This window comes from Aquirufa sp. (genome assembly GCF_044377215.1).
In the GTDB taxonomy this organism is placed as follows: Bacteria; Bacteroidota; Bacteroidia; order Cytophagales; family Spirosomataceae; genus Aquirufa.
Genome location: NZ_JBILJM010000001.1, coordinates 144,029 through 161,881 on the forward strand (window position 1 = coordinate 144,029; position 17,853 = coordinate 161,881).

Annotated in this window: 19 protein-coding genes; 11 read left to right on the forward strand and 8 right to left on the reverse strand. The window is 42.3% G+C overall.

What is annotated here, in order from left to right; translation table 11 throughout:
- Positions 1-107 precede the first annotated feature (107 nt).
- Both eno and ACIQ6T_RS00680 read left to right on the forward strand, forming a co-directional pair.
- Positions 108-1,385 carry a phosphopyruvate hydratase gene (eno, locus tag ACIQ6T_RS00675; RefSeq protein WP_395783180.1) on the forward strand — a complete coding sequence of 426 codons (1,278 nt, stop codon included), beginning with the start codon at positions 108-110 and terminating at the stop codon, positions 1,383-1,385.
- A gap of 6 nt (positions 1,386-1,391) precedes the next feature.
- Positions 1,392-1,706, forward strand: coding sequence for a septum formation initiator family protein (locus ACIQ6T_RS00680; RefSeq protein WP_395783182.1), 315 nt, complete (start codon positions 1,392-1,394; stop codon positions 1,704-1,706).
- A 30-nt stretch (positions 1,707-1,736) separates the two neighbouring features.
- Here ACIQ6T_RS00680 and gpmI read toward each other — a convergent pair whose 3' ends face one another.
- Together gpmI and ACIQ6T_RS00690 are read right to left on the reverse strand one after the other, a co-directional pair.
- A complete protein-coding gene (gene gpmI, locus ACIQ6T_RS00685) occupies positions 1,737-3,257 on the reverse strand; it encodes a 2,3-bisphosphoglycerate-independent phosphoglycerate mutase (RefSeq protein WP_395783184.1) in 1,521 nt (506 codons plus the stop codon).
- A gap of 40 nt (positions 3,258-3,297) precedes the next feature.
- The gene (locus ACIQ6T_RS00690) at positions 3,298-3,984 is read right to left on the reverse strand and encodes an NAD-dependent epimerase/dehydratase family protein (RefSeq protein WP_395783186.1); all 687 of its coding nucleotides are present in this window, start codon (positions 3,982-3,984) and stop codon (positions 3,298-3,300) included.
- Positions 3,985-4,015: 31 nt separating this feature from the next.
- Between ACIQ6T_RS00690 and ACIQ6T_RS00695 the strand changes: the two genes are divergently transcribed.
- From ACIQ6T_RS00695 to ACIQ6T_RS00705, 3 genes are all read left to right on the forward strand, one after another.
- A complete protein-coding gene (locus ACIQ6T_RS00695) occupies positions 4,016-4,408 on the forward strand; it encodes a Dabb family protein (protein WP_395783188.1) in 393 nt (130 codons plus the stop codon).
- Between the two features lie 52 nt (positions 4,409-4,460).
- Entirely contained in the window at positions 4,461-4,679 is a 219-nt protein-coding gene (locus tag ACIQ6T_RS00700; RefSeq protein ID WP_395783190.1) for a hypothetical protein, read from the forward strand.
- Positions 4,680-4,741: 62 nt separating this feature from the next.
- Entirely contained in the window at positions 4,742-5,014 is a 273-nt protein-coding gene (locus ACIQ6T_RS00705; RefSeq protein ID WP_395783192.1) for a hypothetical protein, read from the forward strand.
- On the opposite strand, the gene ACIQ6T_RS00710 is transcribed toward ACIQ6T_RS00705, so the two are convergent.
- On the reverse strand, positions 5,011-5,763 hold the full coding sequence (locus tag ACIQ6T_RS00710) for a TVP38/TMEM64 family protein (protein WP_395783194.1): 753 nt from the start codon (positions 5,761-5,763) through the stop codon (positions 5,011-5,013). The two genes, ACIQ6T_RS00705 and ACIQ6T_RS00710, sit on opposite strands and share 4 nt — an antisense overlap.
- On the opposite strand from ACIQ6T_RS00710, the gene hisH reads away from it, so the two are divergent.
- From hisH to ACIQ6T_RS00735, 5 genes are read left to right on the forward strand one after another with little or no spacing between them, the layout of a single operon-like run.
- Positions 5,762-6,349, forward strand: a complete 588-nt coding sequence (hisH, locus tag ACIQ6T_RS00715; protein ID WP_395783196.1) for an imidazole glycerol phosphate synthase subunit HisH — start codon at positions 5,762-5,764, stop codon at positions 6,347-6,349. The genes ACIQ6T_RS00710 and hisH overlap by 2 nt on opposite strands.
- A gap of 3 nt (positions 6,350-6,352) precedes the next feature.
- Positions 6,353-7,087: a 1-(5-phosphoribosyl)-5-[(5-phosphoribosylamino)methylideneamino]imidazole-4-carboxamide isomerase gene (gene hisA / locus ACIQ6T_RS00720; protein ID WP_395783198.1), complete on the forward strand. Its 735-nt coding sequence runs from the start codon at positions 6,353-6,355 to the stop codon at positions 7,085-7,087.
- Positions 7,081-7,839, forward strand: a complete 759-nt coding sequence (gene hisF, locus ACIQ6T_RS00725; protein WP_395783200.1) for an imidazole glycerol phosphate synthase subunit HisF — start codon at positions 7,081-7,083, stop codon at positions 7,837-7,839. The genes hisA and hisF overlap by 7 nt, the downstream gene beginning before the upstream one ends.
- A 10-nt stretch (positions 7,840-7,849) precedes the next feature.
- Positions 7,850-8,446, forward strand: a complete 597-nt coding sequence (gene hisIE / locus ACIQ6T_RS00730; protein ID WP_395783202.1) for a bifunctional phosphoribosyl-AMP cyclohydrolase/phosphoribosyl-ATP diphosphatase HisIE — start codon at positions 7,850-7,852, stop codon at positions 8,444-8,446.
- Position 8,447: 1 nt separating this feature from the next.
- Positions 8,448-8,786 carry a phage holin family protein gene (locus ACIQ6T_RS00735; protein WP_395783204.1) on the forward strand — a complete coding sequence of 113 codons (339 nt, stop codon included), beginning with the start codon at positions 8,448-8,450 and terminating at the stop codon, positions 8,784-8,786.
- Between the two features lies 1 nt (position 8,787).
- Here ACIQ6T_RS00735 and ACIQ6T_RS00740 read toward each other — a convergent pair whose 3' ends face one another.
- Positions 8,788-9,162, reverse strand: coding sequence for a hypothetical protein (locus ACIQ6T_RS00740; protein WP_395783206.1), 375 nt, complete (start codon positions 9,160-9,162; stop codon positions 8,788-8,790).
- Between the two features lie 62 nt (positions 9,163-9,224).
- On the opposite strand from ACIQ6T_RS00740, the gene ACIQ6T_RS00745 reads away from it, so the two are divergent.
- Positions 9,225-10,319, forward strand: a complete 1,095-nt coding sequence (locus tag ACIQ6T_RS00745; RefSeq protein ID WP_395783208.1) for a glycerate kinase — start codon at positions 9,225-9,227, stop codon at positions 10,317-10,319.
- Here ACIQ6T_RS00745 and ACIQ6T_RS00750 read toward each other — a convergent pair.
- The 4 genes from ACIQ6T_RS00750 to ACIQ6T_RS00765 form a co-directional block, all read right to left on the reverse strand.
- Positions 10,314-11,459 carry a methionine aminotransferase gene (locus tag ACIQ6T_RS00750; RefSeq protein ID WP_395783210.1) on the reverse strand — a complete coding sequence of 382 codons (1,146 nt, stop codon included), beginning with the start codon at positions 11,457-11,459 and terminating at the stop codon, positions 10,314-10,316. The genes ACIQ6T_RS00745 and ACIQ6T_RS00750 overlap by 6 nt on opposite strands.
- 3 nt (positions 11,460-11,462) lie before the next feature.
- On the reverse strand, positions 11,463-12,533 hold the full coding sequence (gene nagA, locus ACIQ6T_RS00755) for an N-acetylglucosamine-6-phosphate deacetylase (protein ID WP_395783212.1): 1,071 nt from the start codon (positions 12,531-12,533) through the stop codon (positions 11,463-11,465).
- A 74-nt stretch (positions 12,534-12,607) separates the two neighbouring features.
- Positions 12,608-14,296 carry a gamma-glutamyltransferase gene (ggt, locus tag ACIQ6T_RS00760; RefSeq protein ID WP_395783214.1) on the reverse strand — a complete coding sequence of 563 codons (1,689 nt, stop codon included), beginning with the start codon at positions 14,294-14,296 and terminating at the stop codon, positions 12,608-12,610.
- 147 nt (positions 14,297-14,443) lie between these two features.
- Entirely contained in the window at positions 14,444-17,815 is a 3,372-nt protein-coding gene (locus ACIQ6T_RS00765; protein WP_395783370.1) for an efflux RND transporter permease subunit, read from the reverse strand.
- Between the last annotated feature and the right edge of the window lie 38 nt (positions 17,816-17,853).

A 17,853-nucleotide genomic window follows, 5' to 3' on the forward strand; every position in this document is an offset into this window, starting at 1 on the left:
TCATGATTAAACACAAATTCATCTAAAATTATCCAGATTTTGCGTTATTTTGCAAGGCAATTTAAGCAATTACATCGTAATCATTTATTCACACTAACAATAAAAAGATGAGTGCAATACAGTACGTACACGCCAGACAAATTTTAGATTCACGCGGAAATCCAACAATCGAAGTAGATATTAAGACGGAAGATGGTGCTTTTGGTAGAGCAGCAGTTCCTTCTGGAGCTTCAACCGGTATCCATGAGGCTGTTGAACTTCGTGATGAAGATAAATCAGTATACGTTGGCAAAGGCGTTTTAAAAGCTGTTGAGAATGTTAACAGAGCTATTGCTGAAGAATTATGGGGCTTAGAAGTTTCTGAGCAAAACATGATTGACCGTTTAATGATTGAATTAGATGGTACGTCAAATAAAGGCAAATTAGGAGCAAATGCTATTTTAGGTGTTTCAATGGCCGTTGCGAAAGCTGCTGCTCAAGAAGCAGGATTACCTTTATATCGTTACATTGGTGGAGTTAACGCCAATACATTACCAGTTCCCATGATGAACATCTTGAATGGTGGATCACATGCCGACAACTCAATTGACTTCCAAGAATTCATGGTAATGCCTGTGAAAGCTGAGTCATTTTCACATGCGTTGCGTATGGGTACGGAAGTTTTTCACGCGTTGAAAGGTGTGTTAAAATCAAAAGGGTATTCGACAAACGTAGGTGATGAGGGTGGTTTTGCGCCGAACATCAAATCAAACGAAGAGGCAATCGAAATCGTATTGCAGTCCATCGAGAAAGCGGGTTACAAGCCAGGTGAAGAAATTTTCATCGCCATGGATGCCGCTGCTTCTGAATTCTATGATGAGAAAACAGGCCTTTATACATTCAAAAAATCGGATGGCAAGCAATTGACCAACATGGAAATGGCTGCATATTGGAAAACTTGGGCAGACAAATATCCAATCATTTCAATCGAAGACGGTATGGCTGAGGACGATTGGGCTGGCTGGGCTGAGCAAACTAAATTGATTGGTTCTAAATGCCAATTAGTTGGCGACGATTTATTCGTCACAAACGTAAAGCGCTTACAAGAAGGTATCGAAAAAGGAGTAGCAAACGCGGTATTAGTTAAAGTAAACCAAATTGGTTCATTAACAGAAACAATTGATACGGTGAACTTAGCGAAACGCAATTCATACAAAAACATCATGTCGCACCGTTCAGGAGAGACGGAAGATGCGACAATTGCCGACTTAGCTGTTGCGCTGAATACAGGTCAAATCAAAACGGGTTCTGCGTCTCGCTCTGACCGTATGGCTAAATACAACCAATTGATTCGTATTGAGGAAGAATTAGGGGCAAATGCCTATTTCCCAGGATTGAACTTCTAAGAAATAATGAATTTTGTCAAAAGGCTTTTTTGGGGAGAATATCGCTTTTATTCGATTTCAACAAGCGTCCTATTTGTTTGGATGTTTGTCTTGGATTCGAATGACCTGACTATACAATATCGTTTGTGGAGTGAGTTAAGTGATATGAAAGCTGAAAAAGCCTTTTACCAACAAAAAATCAAAGAATTAGAAAAGGAAAAACGAATGGTTATCGGGAATCCCGCCCTGTTGGAAAAATACGCCCGCGAAAAATACCTCATGAAGAAACCGAAACAGGACATCTTTGTGATTGTCGACGAGGCAAACCAACCCATTGAATAAAATAAGCCCTTCTATTGAAGGGCTTATTGTTTAAAACAACGAGACTCCCGTCATTTCTTTTGGCTGAGGCACACCCATTAATTTTAAAATAGTAGGTGATACGTCGCCTAATTTACCATTATTTAATGTCGGGTGAAATTCGTTATCCACCAAGATACACGGTACTAAATTCGTAGAGTGCGCTGTATTGGGTGAACCATCCTCATTCATCATTACATCCGCATTTCCATGGTCCGCAATGATGATAAATGAATATCCATGAGCCAAACCTTCCTTTACAACAGCCTCCGCACACGCATCCACAGTTTCAACTGCCTTAACAACCGCCTCAAAAACACCAGTGTGACCAACCATGTCCGGATTTGCAAAATTCAAACAAACAAAATCAACTTCTTCTTTTTCTAATTCTGGAATTAGGGCATCACGTAAATCAGCTGCCGACATCTCCGGCTGCAAATCGTATGTGGCAACTTTAGGTGAATTGCGCAATATATTTTCTTGCCCTTTGAACAATTGCTCGCGACCACCTGAGAAAAAGAACGTCACGTGTGGATATTTCTCCGTCTCAGCAATCCGAATTTGCTTTTTACCAGCACCTTCCAAGACCTCTCCCATGGTCATCGGTAAATTCGAATCATTGAAAATCACCTTCACATGTTGGAATTCTTTGTCGTATTCTGTCATCGTCAGATAATACAAATCCAATTTGTGCATATTTTCCTCATGAAAATCTCGCTGCGTTAACGCTTGTGTAATTTCACGACCACGATCTGTGCGGAAATTAAAACAAATAACCACATCACCTGAAGCTATTTTTGCCAATGGCTTCCCTGTAGCGTCCGTAGCAATAATTGGCTTAATAAATTCATCTGTCACCCCAGCATCATAACTTGCTTGAATAGCCCCTAAAATATCTTGAGTTGGCGCACCTTCCGCATCCACCATGGCATGATAAGCCAATGCAACTCGTTCCCAGCGATTATCGCGGTCCATCGCAAAGTAACGACCTGTCACTGAGGCGACGGCCGTTCCTGTTTTTTTGGTATGATTAACTAAATCGGTCATGAACTTCATCCCCGATTTCGGATCCGTATCGCGGCCATCCGTAAATGCATGGACAAAAACATTTGCCAAACCCGCTTCAGATGCAGAAGTTAATAAAGATTTGATATGTTCAATGTGTGCGTGAACACCTCCATCTGAAACCAAGCCCATGAAGTGAACTGATTTGTTTTCTTTTTTCGCATATTCAAAAGCCTTAGCTAACTCAGGTTCTTGACCTAATGTATTTTCGCGAACAGCTTTGTTGATGCGTACCAAATTCTGATAAACCACACGCCCTGCACCCAAGTTCATGTGTCCTACCTCGGAATTACCCATTTGGCCTTCCGGCAAACCTACGGCCTCGCCAGATGCTTCCAACTTTGAATGTGGGTATTTCGTATATAATGAATCAATAAACGGGGTATTTGCCGCATCAATAGCTGAAACTTTTGGGTTGGTAGCGATTCCCCAACCATCTAAAATCATGAGTACAACTTTCTTATTCACAGGTTATCATTTAGTATATCGTACAAAAATAGCCAAAAAGCTATAAACGCATGCGCATTTGCTTGGCTAATGCCAAAATATCATTCCCTTCAATGGTTTTTTTAGTCGAACCGAAAATGGAAACTTCCAACATCGCCTCGCCTAACTCTTTTAGCGTACAAGCTATATGTGGAGCCAACATATTCAAAATCGGGAAGACCCAATTGATGTACTTATAAAATGGTAACGCATTTTTTAATCCGGGAGTTGGCTTAATCATCGCAGGTCTAAATGAATAATAGTCTCCAAAACCCAATTTCGATAGTTCATTTTCAGTTTTTCCTTTCACACGTGCCCACGCCAATCGTCCTTGCTCTGTCGAATCAGTTCCTGCCCCCGAAATATAGCTAAACGACATATTCGGGTTTTCTTCGTGTAATACGTGCGCAAATCCTAGTGTTAAGTCATATGTTTTTTGTTTATACTCCTCGGCATTCATCCCCACAGAGGAAACGCCAAGGCAAAATAAACAGGCATCATAGCCTTTAATAGCTTCGCGCATTTCTTCAGGTTTCAAAAAATCAGTAAGTAGATATTCTTTGACCTTTGGATGATCCACTCCACAAGGTTTGCGGTTGATGACCAAGATTTGGCTAACAAAAGGGGATTTGATCGCCTCATGTAACACGCCTTCGCCCACCATACCTGTTGCTCCTGTAATGATTAATTGCTTTTGTAAATTTTCCATTGTAGACTTGAATAATATTTAAAACCTATTTATGACTTCGAGAAGAAATTTCCTCCAACAAGCCGGAATGGCAACAGCTGCGAGCAGCCTTTTACCTAATGCAAAAACTTCTATGACCTTTGTTCACCACGTCTTGTTTTGGGCTAAAAACCCAGGCAATGAAGCAGAAAAAACACAATTATTGACCGCTTTAAAACAATTAGGCACTTTGCCAATGATACAAATGGCACATGTAGGCCGACCGATCATTACGGAGTTCGACAAAGGAGCCACGGATGGAAGTTATACTTTTTCTGTCGTTTTAGTGTTTGAAAATGCGGCGAAAGAATCCGAATATTTATACCATCCATTGCACATGAAGTTCATTGATGCCAACAAACACCTATGGGGAAAAGTTCAGGTTATTGATTCCGAATTGATTTAAATTAGTCAAAAAACGAATTGACACTTCCATGGAGAGGCCCTACATTTAGGACATGAAACCACATACCCGGAAATTATATCAATTAGTTAGAGCCAAATTACATTTGGGCGAGCGAGATGGCATATATGAGGAGGAGAGCCACATAAGCGTTGACTTTGTTATTCGGGCATTTGAGAAAATGGAGCGCGAATTGATCAGATGGATGTTTATTCTTTGGATTGGGCAAGTAGCTATTACTTTTATGATGATATCTCTACTGGTAAAAAACTGATAAATATCGGATTATTCATGTATCGAATTGACTCATCTAATGTGTTTTTGTAGGTTTGAAACATGGAAGCGAAATCAATTCAATTGTATCAATTAGCGCATAAAAAACTCCACTTAGTGGAAAAAGATGCCATGGAATTTGTAGACCTAGTTCAGGGAACTATTGAGGAGCGAACGGATGAGTTGGTGACCAAGGAATATTTGAACATAAAGTTGATGGAGTTAGAAATCAAGATGGTTAAATCTGAAAAAGCACTTATTATGTGGATGTTTTCATTTTGGATAGGCCAACTTGCCGCTATGTGGGGCTTTCTCTATCTATTCCTAAAACATTAGGCTTTTCGTTTTGCGAGTACAAACATCCCGATGACGGAAATGAGTAACATTCCGAGGCTCGCGACATCTTGCCAACGGACCATTTCGGGGTGATTAAGCAAGTTGGTCCACGAAGCCGCCTGCATACCAGTCCACAAGGCAATCAGCGTCCGAGGTAGCATACCCAGCGTGCCTCCTACAAAAAATTGCCGTAAGGGAACTCCCAAAAAAGCCATTAGCGCATTTGTAATTGCAAAAGGAAAAATCGGAGATAGTCGAGCCAAAAATACCCAAGCAAAGGATTGCGCCTGTACATTCTCAAGAAAATCAGCCGCTTTAAACTTGACACGAATCAATTCAATTAGCGTATCTCCTTTCATTTTTCTAGCCAAAGCATACCCAATTATGGAGGCAACGGCGTAAGCGATAATCAAAGGAAATAATCCCGACCAGCCCCAGACATAACCCGTGAACATGGCGAAAAAGGTCGTAGGGCATAAGGCAAGTCCCATGATGAAAACCGCACTAATCCAGAAAAACACAAATTCAAAAAGCGAAAAATTGGTAAAAAAACTTGGGTTAGCGAGGGCAAAATAACCCAACAACATACTTGAAAGAACAGGTAGAGCACCCATCCAAATTAAGTATAACGTTTCAAGAAAGATCCGACGGTTGATGGGCATAAGGCCAACAAAGATACGCTTCTTTTCATAATCCAAGCCCTTTTGCCTACCTTTGCAGGGCATTTTGCCCATTAAAAATACGTCCATGGAAATCGCAATCATCAAATACAATGCCGGGAATGTGCAGTCGGTCATGTACGCCATGGACAGAATTGGGGTAAAATACACCTGGACAGACGACGAAAGGGTGATTGAATCTGCCGACAAAGTCATCTTTCCCGGAGTAGGCGAAGCGAGTACGGCGATGGCCTATTTACGTGAAAAGGGCTTAGATCAATTGATTCCCAAATTAAAACAGCCTGTCTTGGCCACCTGTATTGGTATGCAATTATTATGTCGTGACTCTGAGGAAAATAACACGACGTGCATGGGGGTTTTTGATGTTTCTGTTAAACGATTTGTTAGCACTGATTTGAAAATTCCGCATGTGGGCTGGAATTCCATTCAAGCTTGTGGTGAAAATACCCTAATGGAAGGGCTCAAAAAAGAAGAATATGTATATTTTGTGCATTCATTTTATGCCCCTATAAACCCATATACATCAGCTACTTGTGCCTATGTACAACCATTTTCTGCCATGATGCAGAAAGACAATTTCTACGCGGCACAATTCCATGCAGAAATTTCAGGATTGGTAGGTCAAAAAATCATTCAAAACTTCTTAGCGCTTTAATCTATGTTCCAACTCATTCCAGCCATCGATATTATTGGAGGACAATGCGTTCGGTTAACGCAAGGGGATTACCAACAAAAGAAAGTCTATAGTTCTGACCCTTTAGAAGTTGCCAAAGCATTCGAAGGAGCTGGAATCCAACGATTGCATTTAGTTGATTTAGACGGAGCCAAAGCAAAAGAAATCGTCAATGCAGCCGTTTTAGAGCGTATTGCTTCGAATACATCGCTACACATTGATTTTGGCGGAGGCGTACAATCCGATGAAATGATTGACCGAGCCTTTTCGGCCGGTGCAGCACAAATTACCGCAGGAAGTATTGCCGTACGTAATCCAGAACTCGTTCATAGTTGGTTCAAAAAATATGGCACCGATAAAATAATCTTGGGTGCTGACGCATACAACGAGCAAATCGCAGTGTCCGGTTGGCAAGAAAACTCAAATATTTCCATTTATGATTTTCTCACCGATTATCAAGCTGCAGGTGCTCAATACGTCATTTCAACTGATGTGGCGAAGGACGGCTTGCTGCAAGGGCCGAGCTTTGATTTGTATGAAAAAATCCAGACAAATAACCCTGGATTAAATATTATTGCGAGTGGTGGGGTTGCCAACATGCAGGATTTGGAACAATTGCGCGCCATGAATTTATTCGGCGTGATTGTTGGCAAAGCCTTTTATGAAGGCCGCATTACACTTGAAGATTTAGCCACTTTTGCCAAAGAATCTCTATGCTAACGAAACGAATTATTCCTTGTTTGGATATAAAAGAAGGTCGGACTGTGAAGGGGACCAACTTCATTGATTTGCGTGATGCGGGAGATCCTGTGGAACTAGGGGCTTTGTATGCGGAACAAGGGGCAGACGAATTAGTCTTTTTGGATATCACGGCCACAGTAGATAACCGGAAGACCTTAGTCAATCTAGTTCGTGAAGTTGCGCGCCATGTGAATATTCCATTTACGGTAGGTGGCGGAATAAGTAGCATCGAAGATGTTTCAGCCTTATTAAATGCTGGCGCCGATAAGGTTTCCATTAACTCTTCGGCGGTTCGTCGGCCTGAATTAGTGGATGAATTAGCCATGCAATTTGGCTCTCAATGCATCATTGTGGCGATTGATACCCGTTTTGTAAACGGGAAAAATTGGGTACATACGCACGGCGGGAGGAAAATCACTGAAATTCAAACCTTAGCTTGGGCCAAAGAAGTGGAATCGCGTGGTGCAGGAGAAATCTTATTGACCTCTATGGATGCTGATGGGACAAAAGCAGGTTTTGCAAATGACTTGACGAGTCAGATTTCATTACAATCCTCGATTCCCATTATTGCCTCGGGTGGAGCGGGCACGATGGAACATTTTTATGAGGTTTTTACGGAGGGGAAGGCGGATGCCGGTTTGGCAGCAAGCATATTCCACTTCAAGGAAATTGAGATTATCGAATTGAAAAAATACTTAGCGAACAAAGGAATTCCCATGCGGATATACTAATTTAACCCTTATGAGTTTAGAACCAGATTTTTCAAAAGGCTTAGTTCCCGCTATCATTCAAGATGCGAGCACCCTAAAAGTGCTTATGCTCGGGTACATGAACGAAGAGGCCTACACCAAAACACGTGCAGAAAAACGGGTAACCTTTTTTTCCCGCTCAAAAAATCGCTTATGGACTAAAGGTGAGGCATCTGAAAACTATTTAGATGTGGTCAATATATCCATTGATTGTGATCAAGATACCATTTTGATTCAAGCGAAGCCAGCAGGGCCAACTTGCCATTCGGGAACAGATACCTGTTTTAATGAATCAAATGTAGATAATGCGGCGTGGTTAGATCACTTGAAGCACATTGTGCGATCACGTAAAAATGCGTCGGCAGATACGTCATATACAGCTTCCTTATTCGATGCAGGCACGCACAAAATTGCTCAAAAAGTTGGTGAAGAAGCAGTCGAATTGGTCATAGAAGCCTTAATGAAAAACGATGATTTGTTCAAAGGGGAAGCAGCTGATTTAATTTTCCATTTATTGGTTTTATTGGAAGACCGAGGAATTGGGTTAGAAGAAATCGTTAAGACATTACAAGCTAGACATCAGAAATAACATGATTGGATTTATTATTCGCTATATCATTATTGCCGGAGTGGTCATGATTATACCTCGTTATTTGAAAGGAATCGCCGTAGATGGGTTTACAACGGCATTAGTAGTTGCGCTAGCTATGGGATTTTTAAATTCCTTCGTTAAACCTATTTTGAAAATTATCAGTTTGCCGATAACCTTTATGACACTAGGGCTATTTTCGCTGGTAATTACCGTAGGAATGGTGTATTTGGTCGAAGTATATGTACCCGGCTTTAAGGTAAGCGGATTCATTGCTCCTCTAATCTTCAGCTTCGTAGTTGGATTTACAAATTCAGTGGTGGGGATGATAACCAAATAAATTACAAAGGAACACCGTTTTGGAATGTAATTTCAGTGGCTAAACCCATGGCGCTAAAACGAAAAGCTATCGATTTTGCTTGTGAAGGCTTTTGTGAACATTGTTGGCCAGGCTCCAGAAAATAGATGTAATATTCTTGATTCCTATCGGCAAGCTGTTGCAAATCAGGCTTCCCTAAAATATCATCTATATTATTTGAGGTAGCCCCTTGAAAATTCATTTTATGCGCTTTTAACCAGGCGACTTGTTGGCCACGCTTTCCCCCACATGCCCCACGATCTTGCTTAAATGCTTCCGCATCAAAACCTGTGAGATCTGGCTGATGTGTACAAGCGCTAAATAATAGGGCAAAGATGAATAAAATGAAATACTTCATATAGATGAGTTAGAGCACAAAAGTAAAGAAATGTCAGTAAATTGAACCATTAAATTCAGCGCGTGAATATTTTAATTTGTCCAGATAAATTCAAATCATCCTTAACGGCTCAAGAAGCGGCAGAAGCATTAGCCAAAGGAATTTTAACCAAACGGAAAAATTCTGTCATCCAAATCGTTCCACTCGCAGATGGTGGAGAGGGTACGCTAGAAATGATACAAAAAATTCATGGGGGGGCTTGGCAAACGCATACTGTGAAAGATCCTCTAGGCAGACCTGTAAATGCAGCATTTTTGTGGCTTGCCGACCAAAAAACTGCTTACATTGAAATGGCGCGTTGTTCTGGACTTCAACTACTAAGCAAAAAGGAACAAAATCCACTAAAAACGAATACGTTTGGCACAGGAGAGTTAATTCAGCAAGCGGCTAACAAAGGGGCCGAAATGATTGTTTTAACAATAGGGGGCTCAGCTACGAACGATGCGGGAATAGGCATGGCGGCTGCGCTGGGTTATCAATTTCTTGATAAAGCCGGAAATATCTTAGAGCCAATTGGTGAAAATTTAGTCCATATCACCCAAATACAAGGACAAAATCCATTCCCTCAAATCCAATTTATTGTACTTACAGATGTCGACAATCCTTTACATGGACCACAAGGTGCGGCACATATTTTTGCCAAACAAAAAGGAGCAAGTGCGACATCGATTAAACAATTAGATAAAGGTCTAATTAATGTAGCCAAATGGCTTCCCTCGGATATCCCTGGAGCTGGCGCTGCAGGTGGATTGGGGGCAGGTGCCGTTTATTTCTTAGAGGCAAAAATAGTCTCTGGAGCGGAGTGGCTTCTGAACAAAGTACATTTGGATCGCGCCATACGCAAGGCTGACTATATAATTACGGGAGAAGGGAAAATAGACCAACAAACATGGTCGGGCAAATTAGTGGCCAATGTAGTGGGGCGAGCCGACAAGCAATTTAAACAGTCCATTTTGGTTTGTGGGACGTTTGAGGATGAAGACAAAATACCTCTATTTATGGATGCAAAGGATATTTATAGCGTTCTGAGCGAATCTAAAAGTACAGCAGACGCGATGGCTAATGCGGCTTCTTATTTAGAAGTGATTGGCGAAAAAATAGCGCTTAAGTACTTATAATTGCGCAAGTTTTTGAGCGGCTTCTTTCAAAACATCGTCATTTTTGGCGAAGCAAAAACGCAAAATCCGGTCTTCAGGGGGTGTTTCATAAAATACGGAAACAGGGATCGAGGCAACTTTTAACTCCTTGGTTAGTCGTACCGATAAATCCACATCGGATTCATCACTAATTTCCGAATAATCCAAACACTGAAAAAAGCTACCATGTGAAGGTAAAATCTTCCACCGGGAACCTTTGAAATAGGAAGCAAACAAATCACGTTTTTGTTGGTAAAATGAGGATAAACCCAAGTAATGCGCAGGTGTCTTTAGGTAGTCGGCCAATGCATATTGCAAAGGGGTCGCACTCGAAAAAGTGACCCATTGGTGCAATTTTCGAAACTCTTGGGTCAGATATGGGGGTGCTAAGCAATAACCAATTTTCCAGCCAGTAATGTGATACGTCTTGCCGAAAGACCCACAAACAAAGCTTCTTTGGCGTAATTCAGGATGTAAAAGTACGGAAGCGTGCTTTGCCCCATCAAATACAATATGCTCATAAACTTCGTCTGAAACGATTAGAATATTGGTTCCCTTAACCAGGGAAGCGAATGCCTCAAGGTCTTCCATGGACCAAATTGCCCCCGTGGGATTATGGGGCGAATTGACCATAATCGCTCTAGTTTTGGGTGTGATTTTACGACCTAATTCTTCCCAGTCAATCTGAAAACTATTGGATGATTTTAGTGGAATATGCACAGGAATACCACCTGCTAGACGCACGATGGGGTCGTATGCATCGTATGATGGATCAAACATGATCACCTCATCCCCCGCAGAAACACAGCAATGAATTGCCGCAAAAAGTGCTTCCGTCGCCCCAGAAACAACGGTAACTTCGGTGTCTGCGTCGAGTGTGACTCCGTAAAATGAGTTAGTTTTGTTGGCAATACTTTGTCGGAACACTGGAACACCGGTCATAGGTGCGTATTGATTGTGTCCTTTAGCGTAAAATCTAACGAGTTCCTGCAGCTCTTCTGAACAATCGAAACCGGGAAAACCTTGGGATAAATTTAAAGCACCCTCCTCCGTAGCGAGTTGGGACATTTTTGTAAATATGGTCGTTTGAACCTGAGGTTGTTTCGATGGAAAATTAATCATCTTCTAATTTATCAAAGCTTCCCCATCATACCAAACCTGCTTCACGTGCAAATCATCCGAAAAATGAACAAAACAAGCTCTTTTCCCGGCGCCAATTGATCCTAAATTTACCAAATTCGCTACTTCAGCTGGGTAAACTGTTGACATACGAACAGCTTCTTCCAGCGATATTCCTGCTTTTTGGACACAATTCCGAATCGCTTCATCCATCGTCAAGGCTGAACCAGACAAGACTCCTGCCTCATTGGTAAACCGGATACCATTTTTAGTGAAAATATAAGGACCCGATTCATCATGCGTCACAGCGTCTGTAATCAAAAAGAGCTTTTCACCCTTTAATTGTTTTGCCAAACGCAAAGATTCAAAATCACAATGTAGTCCATCAGCGATGATACTTGTCCAGGCATCTGAGCGAAAGCTGGCGCCAACTAAGCCCAAAGACCTGCTTTGCCATTGGGACATCGCATTAAATAAATGGGTAATCCGAGATATGCCTGCCTGTTGGGCTTGTTCATAGGTCGCATCTGAATGGCCCATTGAACACATGATGTGGCTATTTTTCAATAAATTTAAATCTTCCGGCGCAAACATTTCAGGTGCAATGGTCATGTACGTGGGCAGTCCTTGCGTACGATCTATAATTTCTTGCACAAATTCCCTGGTGGGTTCCTGGACAAATGCTTCCGTATGCGCACCACGCTTAATTGGGTTAAAAAAAGGTCCTTCCAAATGTAATCCCACCAAACCCTTACCTATGTACGATTTGCATGCCTCTATAGCAGACCACATGGATTGCTTAGGTGAACAATTTAAAGTGATTTGAAAAGCAACCGTTCCTGTTTTTACATGTTCGTCAAAAGTAGCTTGAATGGCCGCTTCGGTTTGGTGATTTGAAAAAAGCAGACCTCCACCGCCATATACTTGCAAGTCAATGAAGCCCGGAACTAGAAACCCATCAGAGATTCCTCCAACTTCGTTATGCAGTGAATTAATGAGACCATCCTCGATGGATATCGCTTGATTTGAGAGCCATTCATGGCCTGTATACACGCGTTCGAATATCAGTTTTTGCATCTTCAAATTACTTTTTTTCACCTACCTTTGGCAAACCTTGGAGGATTGCCAAAGGTAAGGGGGTAAGGGAAAGTTTAGTACCCTGCGGCTTGCCCATCTTTCCGCGACTCCGTCGCTCCGAAATAAACTTTACGCACTGGATCCCAACGAATACACTGGTAACCTCCATAAGTACCATTTATATACCCAACCTGATGTCCTTTTTGCAATAATTCCCGAATCACCTCATACGGATAGCCATGTTCCAAGGTAATCATACCACCTGTAGTCTCCATCTTCTCGCCCGTTGGCTCCGAAGACCCCTCATGATTCATCCGCGGAAAGTCCCCAGCCTCCTGCACATTCATCCCAAAATCCACCACATTCATAACAATCTGTACGTGGCCCATCGGCTGAAAGGCTCCACCCATTACACCAAAACTCATAACCGGAACCCCATCCTTCGTCATAAAGGCTGGAATAATGGTTTGAAATGGTCTTTTCCCCGGCGCATAGGTATTGTTTTCCCCCTCCTTTAAATTATATAATTCTCCGCGATCCTGGAACATAAATCCCAATCCATCCGGCATCATGCCTGACCCAAAACCACGATAATTGCTTTGAATCAACGAAACCATGTTGCCGTCTTTATCAGCCACAGTTAAATAAATCGTATCGCCTTCTTTTAAGGCCGGATTTCCCGCCTCGTAATGGCGACCCGCGCGGTTTGGATTGATTAATGCACGGCGTTTAGCTCCATACGATTCTGAAATCAGCTCTGCCACTGGGATTTTGGCAAACTCCGGATCCGCATAATATTTCGCACGGTCTTCAAAAGCCAGTTTTTTGGCCTCTGTAAATAAGTGTACGTGCTCTGCAGAACCCAACTTAATTTTGGAAAAATCATAGCCTTCTAAAATCGTCAACATCTGCAAGGCAGCAATCCCTTGGCTATTAGGCGGCAACTCCCACACATCATATCCGCGGTAATTCACAGAAACCGGCTCCACCCACGTAGATGTATGCGTCGCCAAATCATCGTAACTCAAAAAACCTCCATTCTTCTTCATGAAGGCATCCATCGTCCGCGCCATATCTCCCTTGTAAAATGCATCCCGACCATCCCGACCAATTTTTTCAAGCGTATTTGCGAGGTTCGGATTTTTGAAAATATCACCTTCCACAGGCGATTTCCCAGTTGGATAATAATGCTGAGCCACATTCGGGAATTTTCCATAATTTGCCTCCACGCGCGTTAACGCCGAAGCAAATTCGCCATGCACCGGAAAACCGTTCCGTGCATACGAAACTGCCGAATTCAACACCTTGTTCATAGGCATCGAACCGAATTTTTTATGCAACTCGAACCAAGCATCCACCGCACCAGGTACCGAAACAGGTAAAGGCCCCAAGGAAGGAATATGCGTCAAACCACGCTTTTTAAACTCGGCTAAGGTCAATGATTTTGGCGAACGACCTGAACCATTTAACCCATAAAGTTTTTTTGTTTTGGCATCCCACACGATTGCAAACAAATCCCCTCCAATCCCATTTACATGTGGTTCCACCACACCTTCCATCGCATTCGCCGCAATCGCAGCGTCTATAGCATTCCCCCCCGCTTTTAATACGTCCAGGGCTACTTGCGTCGACAAGGGGTGTGACGTCGCAACCATGCCATTTTGAGCCATAACTTGTGAGCGCGTTGCCCATAGTTTACCATAGGTGCGATCTTGGGCAATTAGCCCAAGTGGCAGTAAAAGCAATCCCAATAAATATTTCATAAATGATGATTTTTTTTGAAAATCTAAGTTAACCTGATTTTTCGCTTTTGACAAAATTGAGGCCCCTAGTTCTGACCTGAATCCACCAAACAAAAAGCCCCCGAACATTGTTCGAGGGCTTTCACAATCTAGTTGAACCACCAAAAATTAAACTCTTTTTGGAAAAAACTTCTGCTTAATTCGCTCCGAGATATAATACATACACGGTACAATCAACAAGGTTAATACGGTCGAGAACGTCAATCCGAAGATGATCGTCCACGCCAAAATTCCCCAGAAATCTGCCGACTCCGAACCAAAGAAAATATGTGGATTCAATTCCGTAAACATCGCCACAAAATCAATACTCAAGCCTACGGCCAACGGAATCAAGCCCAATACGGCCGCCGAAGCAGTTAACAAAACAGGCGTCAAACGAATTCCACCCCCTTCAATGATCGCTTCCTTCAAATCATAGCCACGCTTGAAACGCAACTCCTCAATGAATTCAATCAACAAAATTCCATTCTTCACAACAATACCTGCCAATGCGATAATTCCCACACCCGACATAATCACTGAGAATGTCATACCAAACGCCATAAAGCCCAACAATACCCCAATCAAGGAAAGTAAAATCGTCGCAAATATGATAAATGGCTTAACCGCTGAATTGAACTGCGTAGCTAATATCAAATAGATTAATACCAAGGCCGCCAAAAAGGCTACTCCCAAGAATTCACCTGACTCTTTTTGCTGCTCCTGCTCGCCACCCATACGGATTTTATATCCCTGAGGCATGTCAATCGTCTCAAATAATTGTTCCAACTCACCCACAATCTCATTCGCATTATACCCTTGAACCACATCGGAACCTAAGGTAACCACGCGCTCTTGATTCTTCCGGTTGATCTGGCTAAAAGATGTCGCATAGTGAATATCAGCAATTGAATTCAAAGGTACTTGACGCAATGCACCCCCCATGTTCATATCACGATACGTAATATTCATCGACAATAACTTCTCAATTTGATTTCGAGAATCACCTTTCAAACGCAATTGAATAGGATATTCGTCCTTTACGTCACGGAACTTCGAAATCTCCGCTCCAAATAAACCCGTACGAACCGCCATCGCAACCTGTGCTGAAGATATACCTTCGCGACTCGCCTTCTCGCGATTTACATCGATAATGATTTCAGGTTTATTCGTCACCAAATCAGACTTCAATTCCTGAATTCCTTCAATGCCCGACTTCTGAATGATCTTCCGAACTTTTTGCTCCAAATCCTGAAGAACAGCAAAGTCATCTCCGGCAATTTCAATCGAAATCGGTTTACCTGTTGGCGGCCCCTTCGCCTCGCGCTCAATCGCCATTTCCACACTTGGAATCGGTTTCTCAAAAAACTCTTTCTGAAGTTTTTCCAACAATACACCTGAAGAAATTTCACCACGTTCCTGCTTAGGTGAAAAAGCAATGGTTACTTTACTTTTATGCGGAGTCGCTCCACGATCTGGTTGCATCGGATCCCCAGCATTTTTACCCACATTCGATATCACCGAATTAACGGCCTTGCCTGCATTTTCCTTTTTGATGAACGCAAACACACGCTGCTCAACAATTTTCGTTACCGAATCCGTCACTTTCGAATCTGTACCAATCGGCATTTTCGAATAAATATAAATGTAATCTGGATCAGAAGCCGGGAAGAAAATAACCAACGGCTTAACAATACCCATCAGGACAATTGTTAATACCAACAACCCAAACGCACTTAAAGTAGCGTAAACCGGTCGGCGACCTTCCAATACCCATGAAATAGCCCGGCGGTACGCATTTTTAAATGCAGGCAATGTTGTTTCTTGGAATGGAACTACCCATTTTGGTGTAACGACAAAGTGGTTAAACACATAAAGAACTAAGGCCAATAAACCGAAATTTCCAAAGCCAAAATGACCTAATCCCAAGCCCAGCACATATCCAAAGACAGTCAGACTTAGTAAAATCACAACTGTCCGACGGATATCCGCAAACTTAGGATCCTTAACGTTATTCGCCTCCTCATCATGACGCTTCATAAATGAAACCGCAAAAACTGGGTTCATTACATAGGCCACAAACAAAGACGCAAACAAAGTAATGATCAAGGTAATAGGTAGGAATTTCATGAATTCCCCTACGATTCCCGGCCAAAATAACAACGGTAAAAATGGAGATATCGTTGTCAATGTACCCGTCAATACCGGGATGAACACTTCAGAAGCGGCCAACTTGACTGCCTCTGTGATCGTCAATTTCTTAAAGTTATTGAACAAACGATGCGCGTTTTCAATAACCACAATGGCGTCATCCACCACAATTCCTAAGCCTAATAGGAAGGCAAACAAAACGATCGTATTCAGCGTGAAGTCTAAACCTGGCATGAATAAGAATGTCAATAAGGCTGACAATGGTACTGAAAGGGCAACAAATGCCGCATCCCGCACTCCCATGAAAAACATCAACACGATGACCACAAAAATAAATCCAAGGATTACCGTATTGATCAAATCTGCTAAATCACCACGCGTACGCTCAGACTGATCGGCCGTGACAGAAACGACTAAACCTGCAGGGAAACGACTCGCACGATACTCCTCAATGGTCTTTTCAATACGATCAGCTGCATTAATTAGATTAGCTCCACTGCGCTTAATTACGTTTAGGGTAATCACCGACTTATTATCTAAACGTGCAAAATCTTGCTTCTCTTCAAATCCATCTCGCACATCTGCAACATCCTTCAAACGAACACGCGCACCTGTGGATGAGCCCACCACCAGATTGGCTAATTGATCCACCGACTTAAACTCGCCCACCACACGTAGTGAACGGCGCACGCCATTCACATCTAAATCACCGCCAGAAATGTTCACATTCTCACCTTGAACAGCAGATTGAATATCATAAAATGTCAAGCCATAACTCTGCATTTTATATAAATCCAAGTTCACCTGAATCTCACGCTTCAGTGCTCCTACGATATCTACACGCGTAATCTCAGGCATTCCCTCGATTTCATCTTGCAAATCTTCCGCATATTTCTTCAACTTATCTAAGGGATAATCACCCGCGATGTTGATGTTCATAATCGGAAACTCGGAGAAATTCACCTCGGCAACCGCTGGGTCACGTGTTAGGTCTTTCGGCAGGTCATTGCTGGCTTTGTCAACCGCATCTTGAACACGTTGCTTCGCCACAGGAACAGATACATCCGTATTAAATTCAACAATAATCACAGAAATATCCTGCAATGCATTGGACTTTACACTCTTAATTCCGGTAATCGATTTTAATTGTTTTTCAATCGGTTTGTTGATCGTATTTTCAATATCCGCAGGCGTTGTTCCTGCATATACCGTTTGTACCACCATTTGAGGAACTACGATATCCGGGAATTGCTCTTTCGGTAGGCTTGAATAAATACCTAAACCGGCCACAAAAATGATAAATGTAAATATGTAAACAGTGGTACGGTTTTCGCCTAACCAGCCGACCATATTATAAATCAAGCCTTTCCCCTCGGGCAGTTGCTCGT

What these genes read in the sequence shown, in the direction of transcription:
- eno (WP_395783180.1), top strand. Translation starts at nt 108, where the DNA reads ATGAGTGCAATACAGTACGTACACGCCAGACAAATTTTAGATTCACGC.
- ACIQ6T_RS00680 (WP_395783182.1), top strand. Translation starts at nt 1,392, where the DNA reads ATGAATTTTGTCAAAAGGCTTTTTTGGGGAGAATATCGCTTTTATTCG.
- ACIQ6T_RS00690 (WP_395783186.1), bottom strand. Translation starts at nt 3,984, where the DNA reads ATGGAAAATTTACAAAAGCAATTAATCATTACAGGAGCAACAGGTATG.
- ACIQ6T_RS00695 (WP_395783188.1), top strand. Translation starts at nt 4,016, where the DNA reads ATGACTTCGAGAAGAAATTTCCTCCAACAAGCCGGAATGGCAACAGCT.
- ACIQ6T_RS00700 (WP_395783190.1), top strand. Translation starts at nt 4,461, where the DNA reads ATGAAACCACATACCCGGAAATTATATCAATTAGTTAGAGCCAAATTA.
- ACIQ6T_RS00705 (WP_395783192.1), top strand. Translation starts at nt 4,742, where the DNA reads ATGGAAGCGAAATCAATTCAATTGTATCAATTAGCGCATAAAAAACTC.
- hisH (WP_395783196.1), top strand. Translation starts at nt 5,762, where the DNA reads ATGGAAATCGCAATCATCAAATACAATGCCGGGAATGTGCAGTCGGTC.
- ACIQ6T_RS00710 (WP_395783194.1), bottom strand. Translation starts at nt 5,763, where the DNA reads ATGGACGTATTTTTAATGGGCAAAATGCCCTGCAAAGGTAGGCAAAAG.
- hisA (WP_395783198.1), top strand. Translation starts at nt 6,353, where the DNA reads ATGTTCCAACTCATTCCAGCCATCGATATTATTGGAGGACAATGCGTT.
- hisF (WP_395783200.1), top strand. Translation starts at nt 7,081, where the DNA reads ATGCTAACGAAACGAATTATTCCTTGTTTGGATATAAAAGAAGGTCGG.
- hisIE (WP_395783202.1), top strand. Translation starts at nt 7,850, where the DNA reads ATGAGTTTAGAACCAGATTTTTCAAAAGGCTTAGTTCCCGCTATCATT.
- ACIQ6T_RS00735 (WP_395783204.1), top strand. Translation starts at nt 8,448, where the DNA reads ATGATTGGATTTATTATTCGCTATATCATTATTGCCGGAGTGGTCATG.
- ACIQ6T_RS00740 (WP_395783206.1), bottom strand. Translation starts at nt 9,162, where the DNA reads ATGAAGTATTTCATTTTATTCATCTTTGCCCTATTATTTAGCGCTTGT.
- ACIQ6T_RS00750 (WP_395783210.1), bottom strand. Translation starts at nt 11,459, where the DNA reads ATGATTAATTTTCCATCGAAACAACCTCAGGTTCAAACGACCATATTT.
- nagA (WP_395783212.1), bottom strand. Translation starts at nt 12,533, where the DNA reads ATGCAAAAACTGATATTCGAACGCGTGTATACAGGCCATGAATGGCTC.
- ggt (WP_395783214.1), bottom strand. Translation starts at nt 14,296, where the DNA reads ATGAAATATTTATTGGGATTGCTTTTACTGCCACTTGGGCTAATTGCC.
- ACIQ6T_RS00765 (WP_395783370.1), bottom strand. Translation starts at nt 17,815, where the DNA reads ATGGTCGGCTGGTTAGGCGAAAACCGTACCACTGTTTACATATTTACA.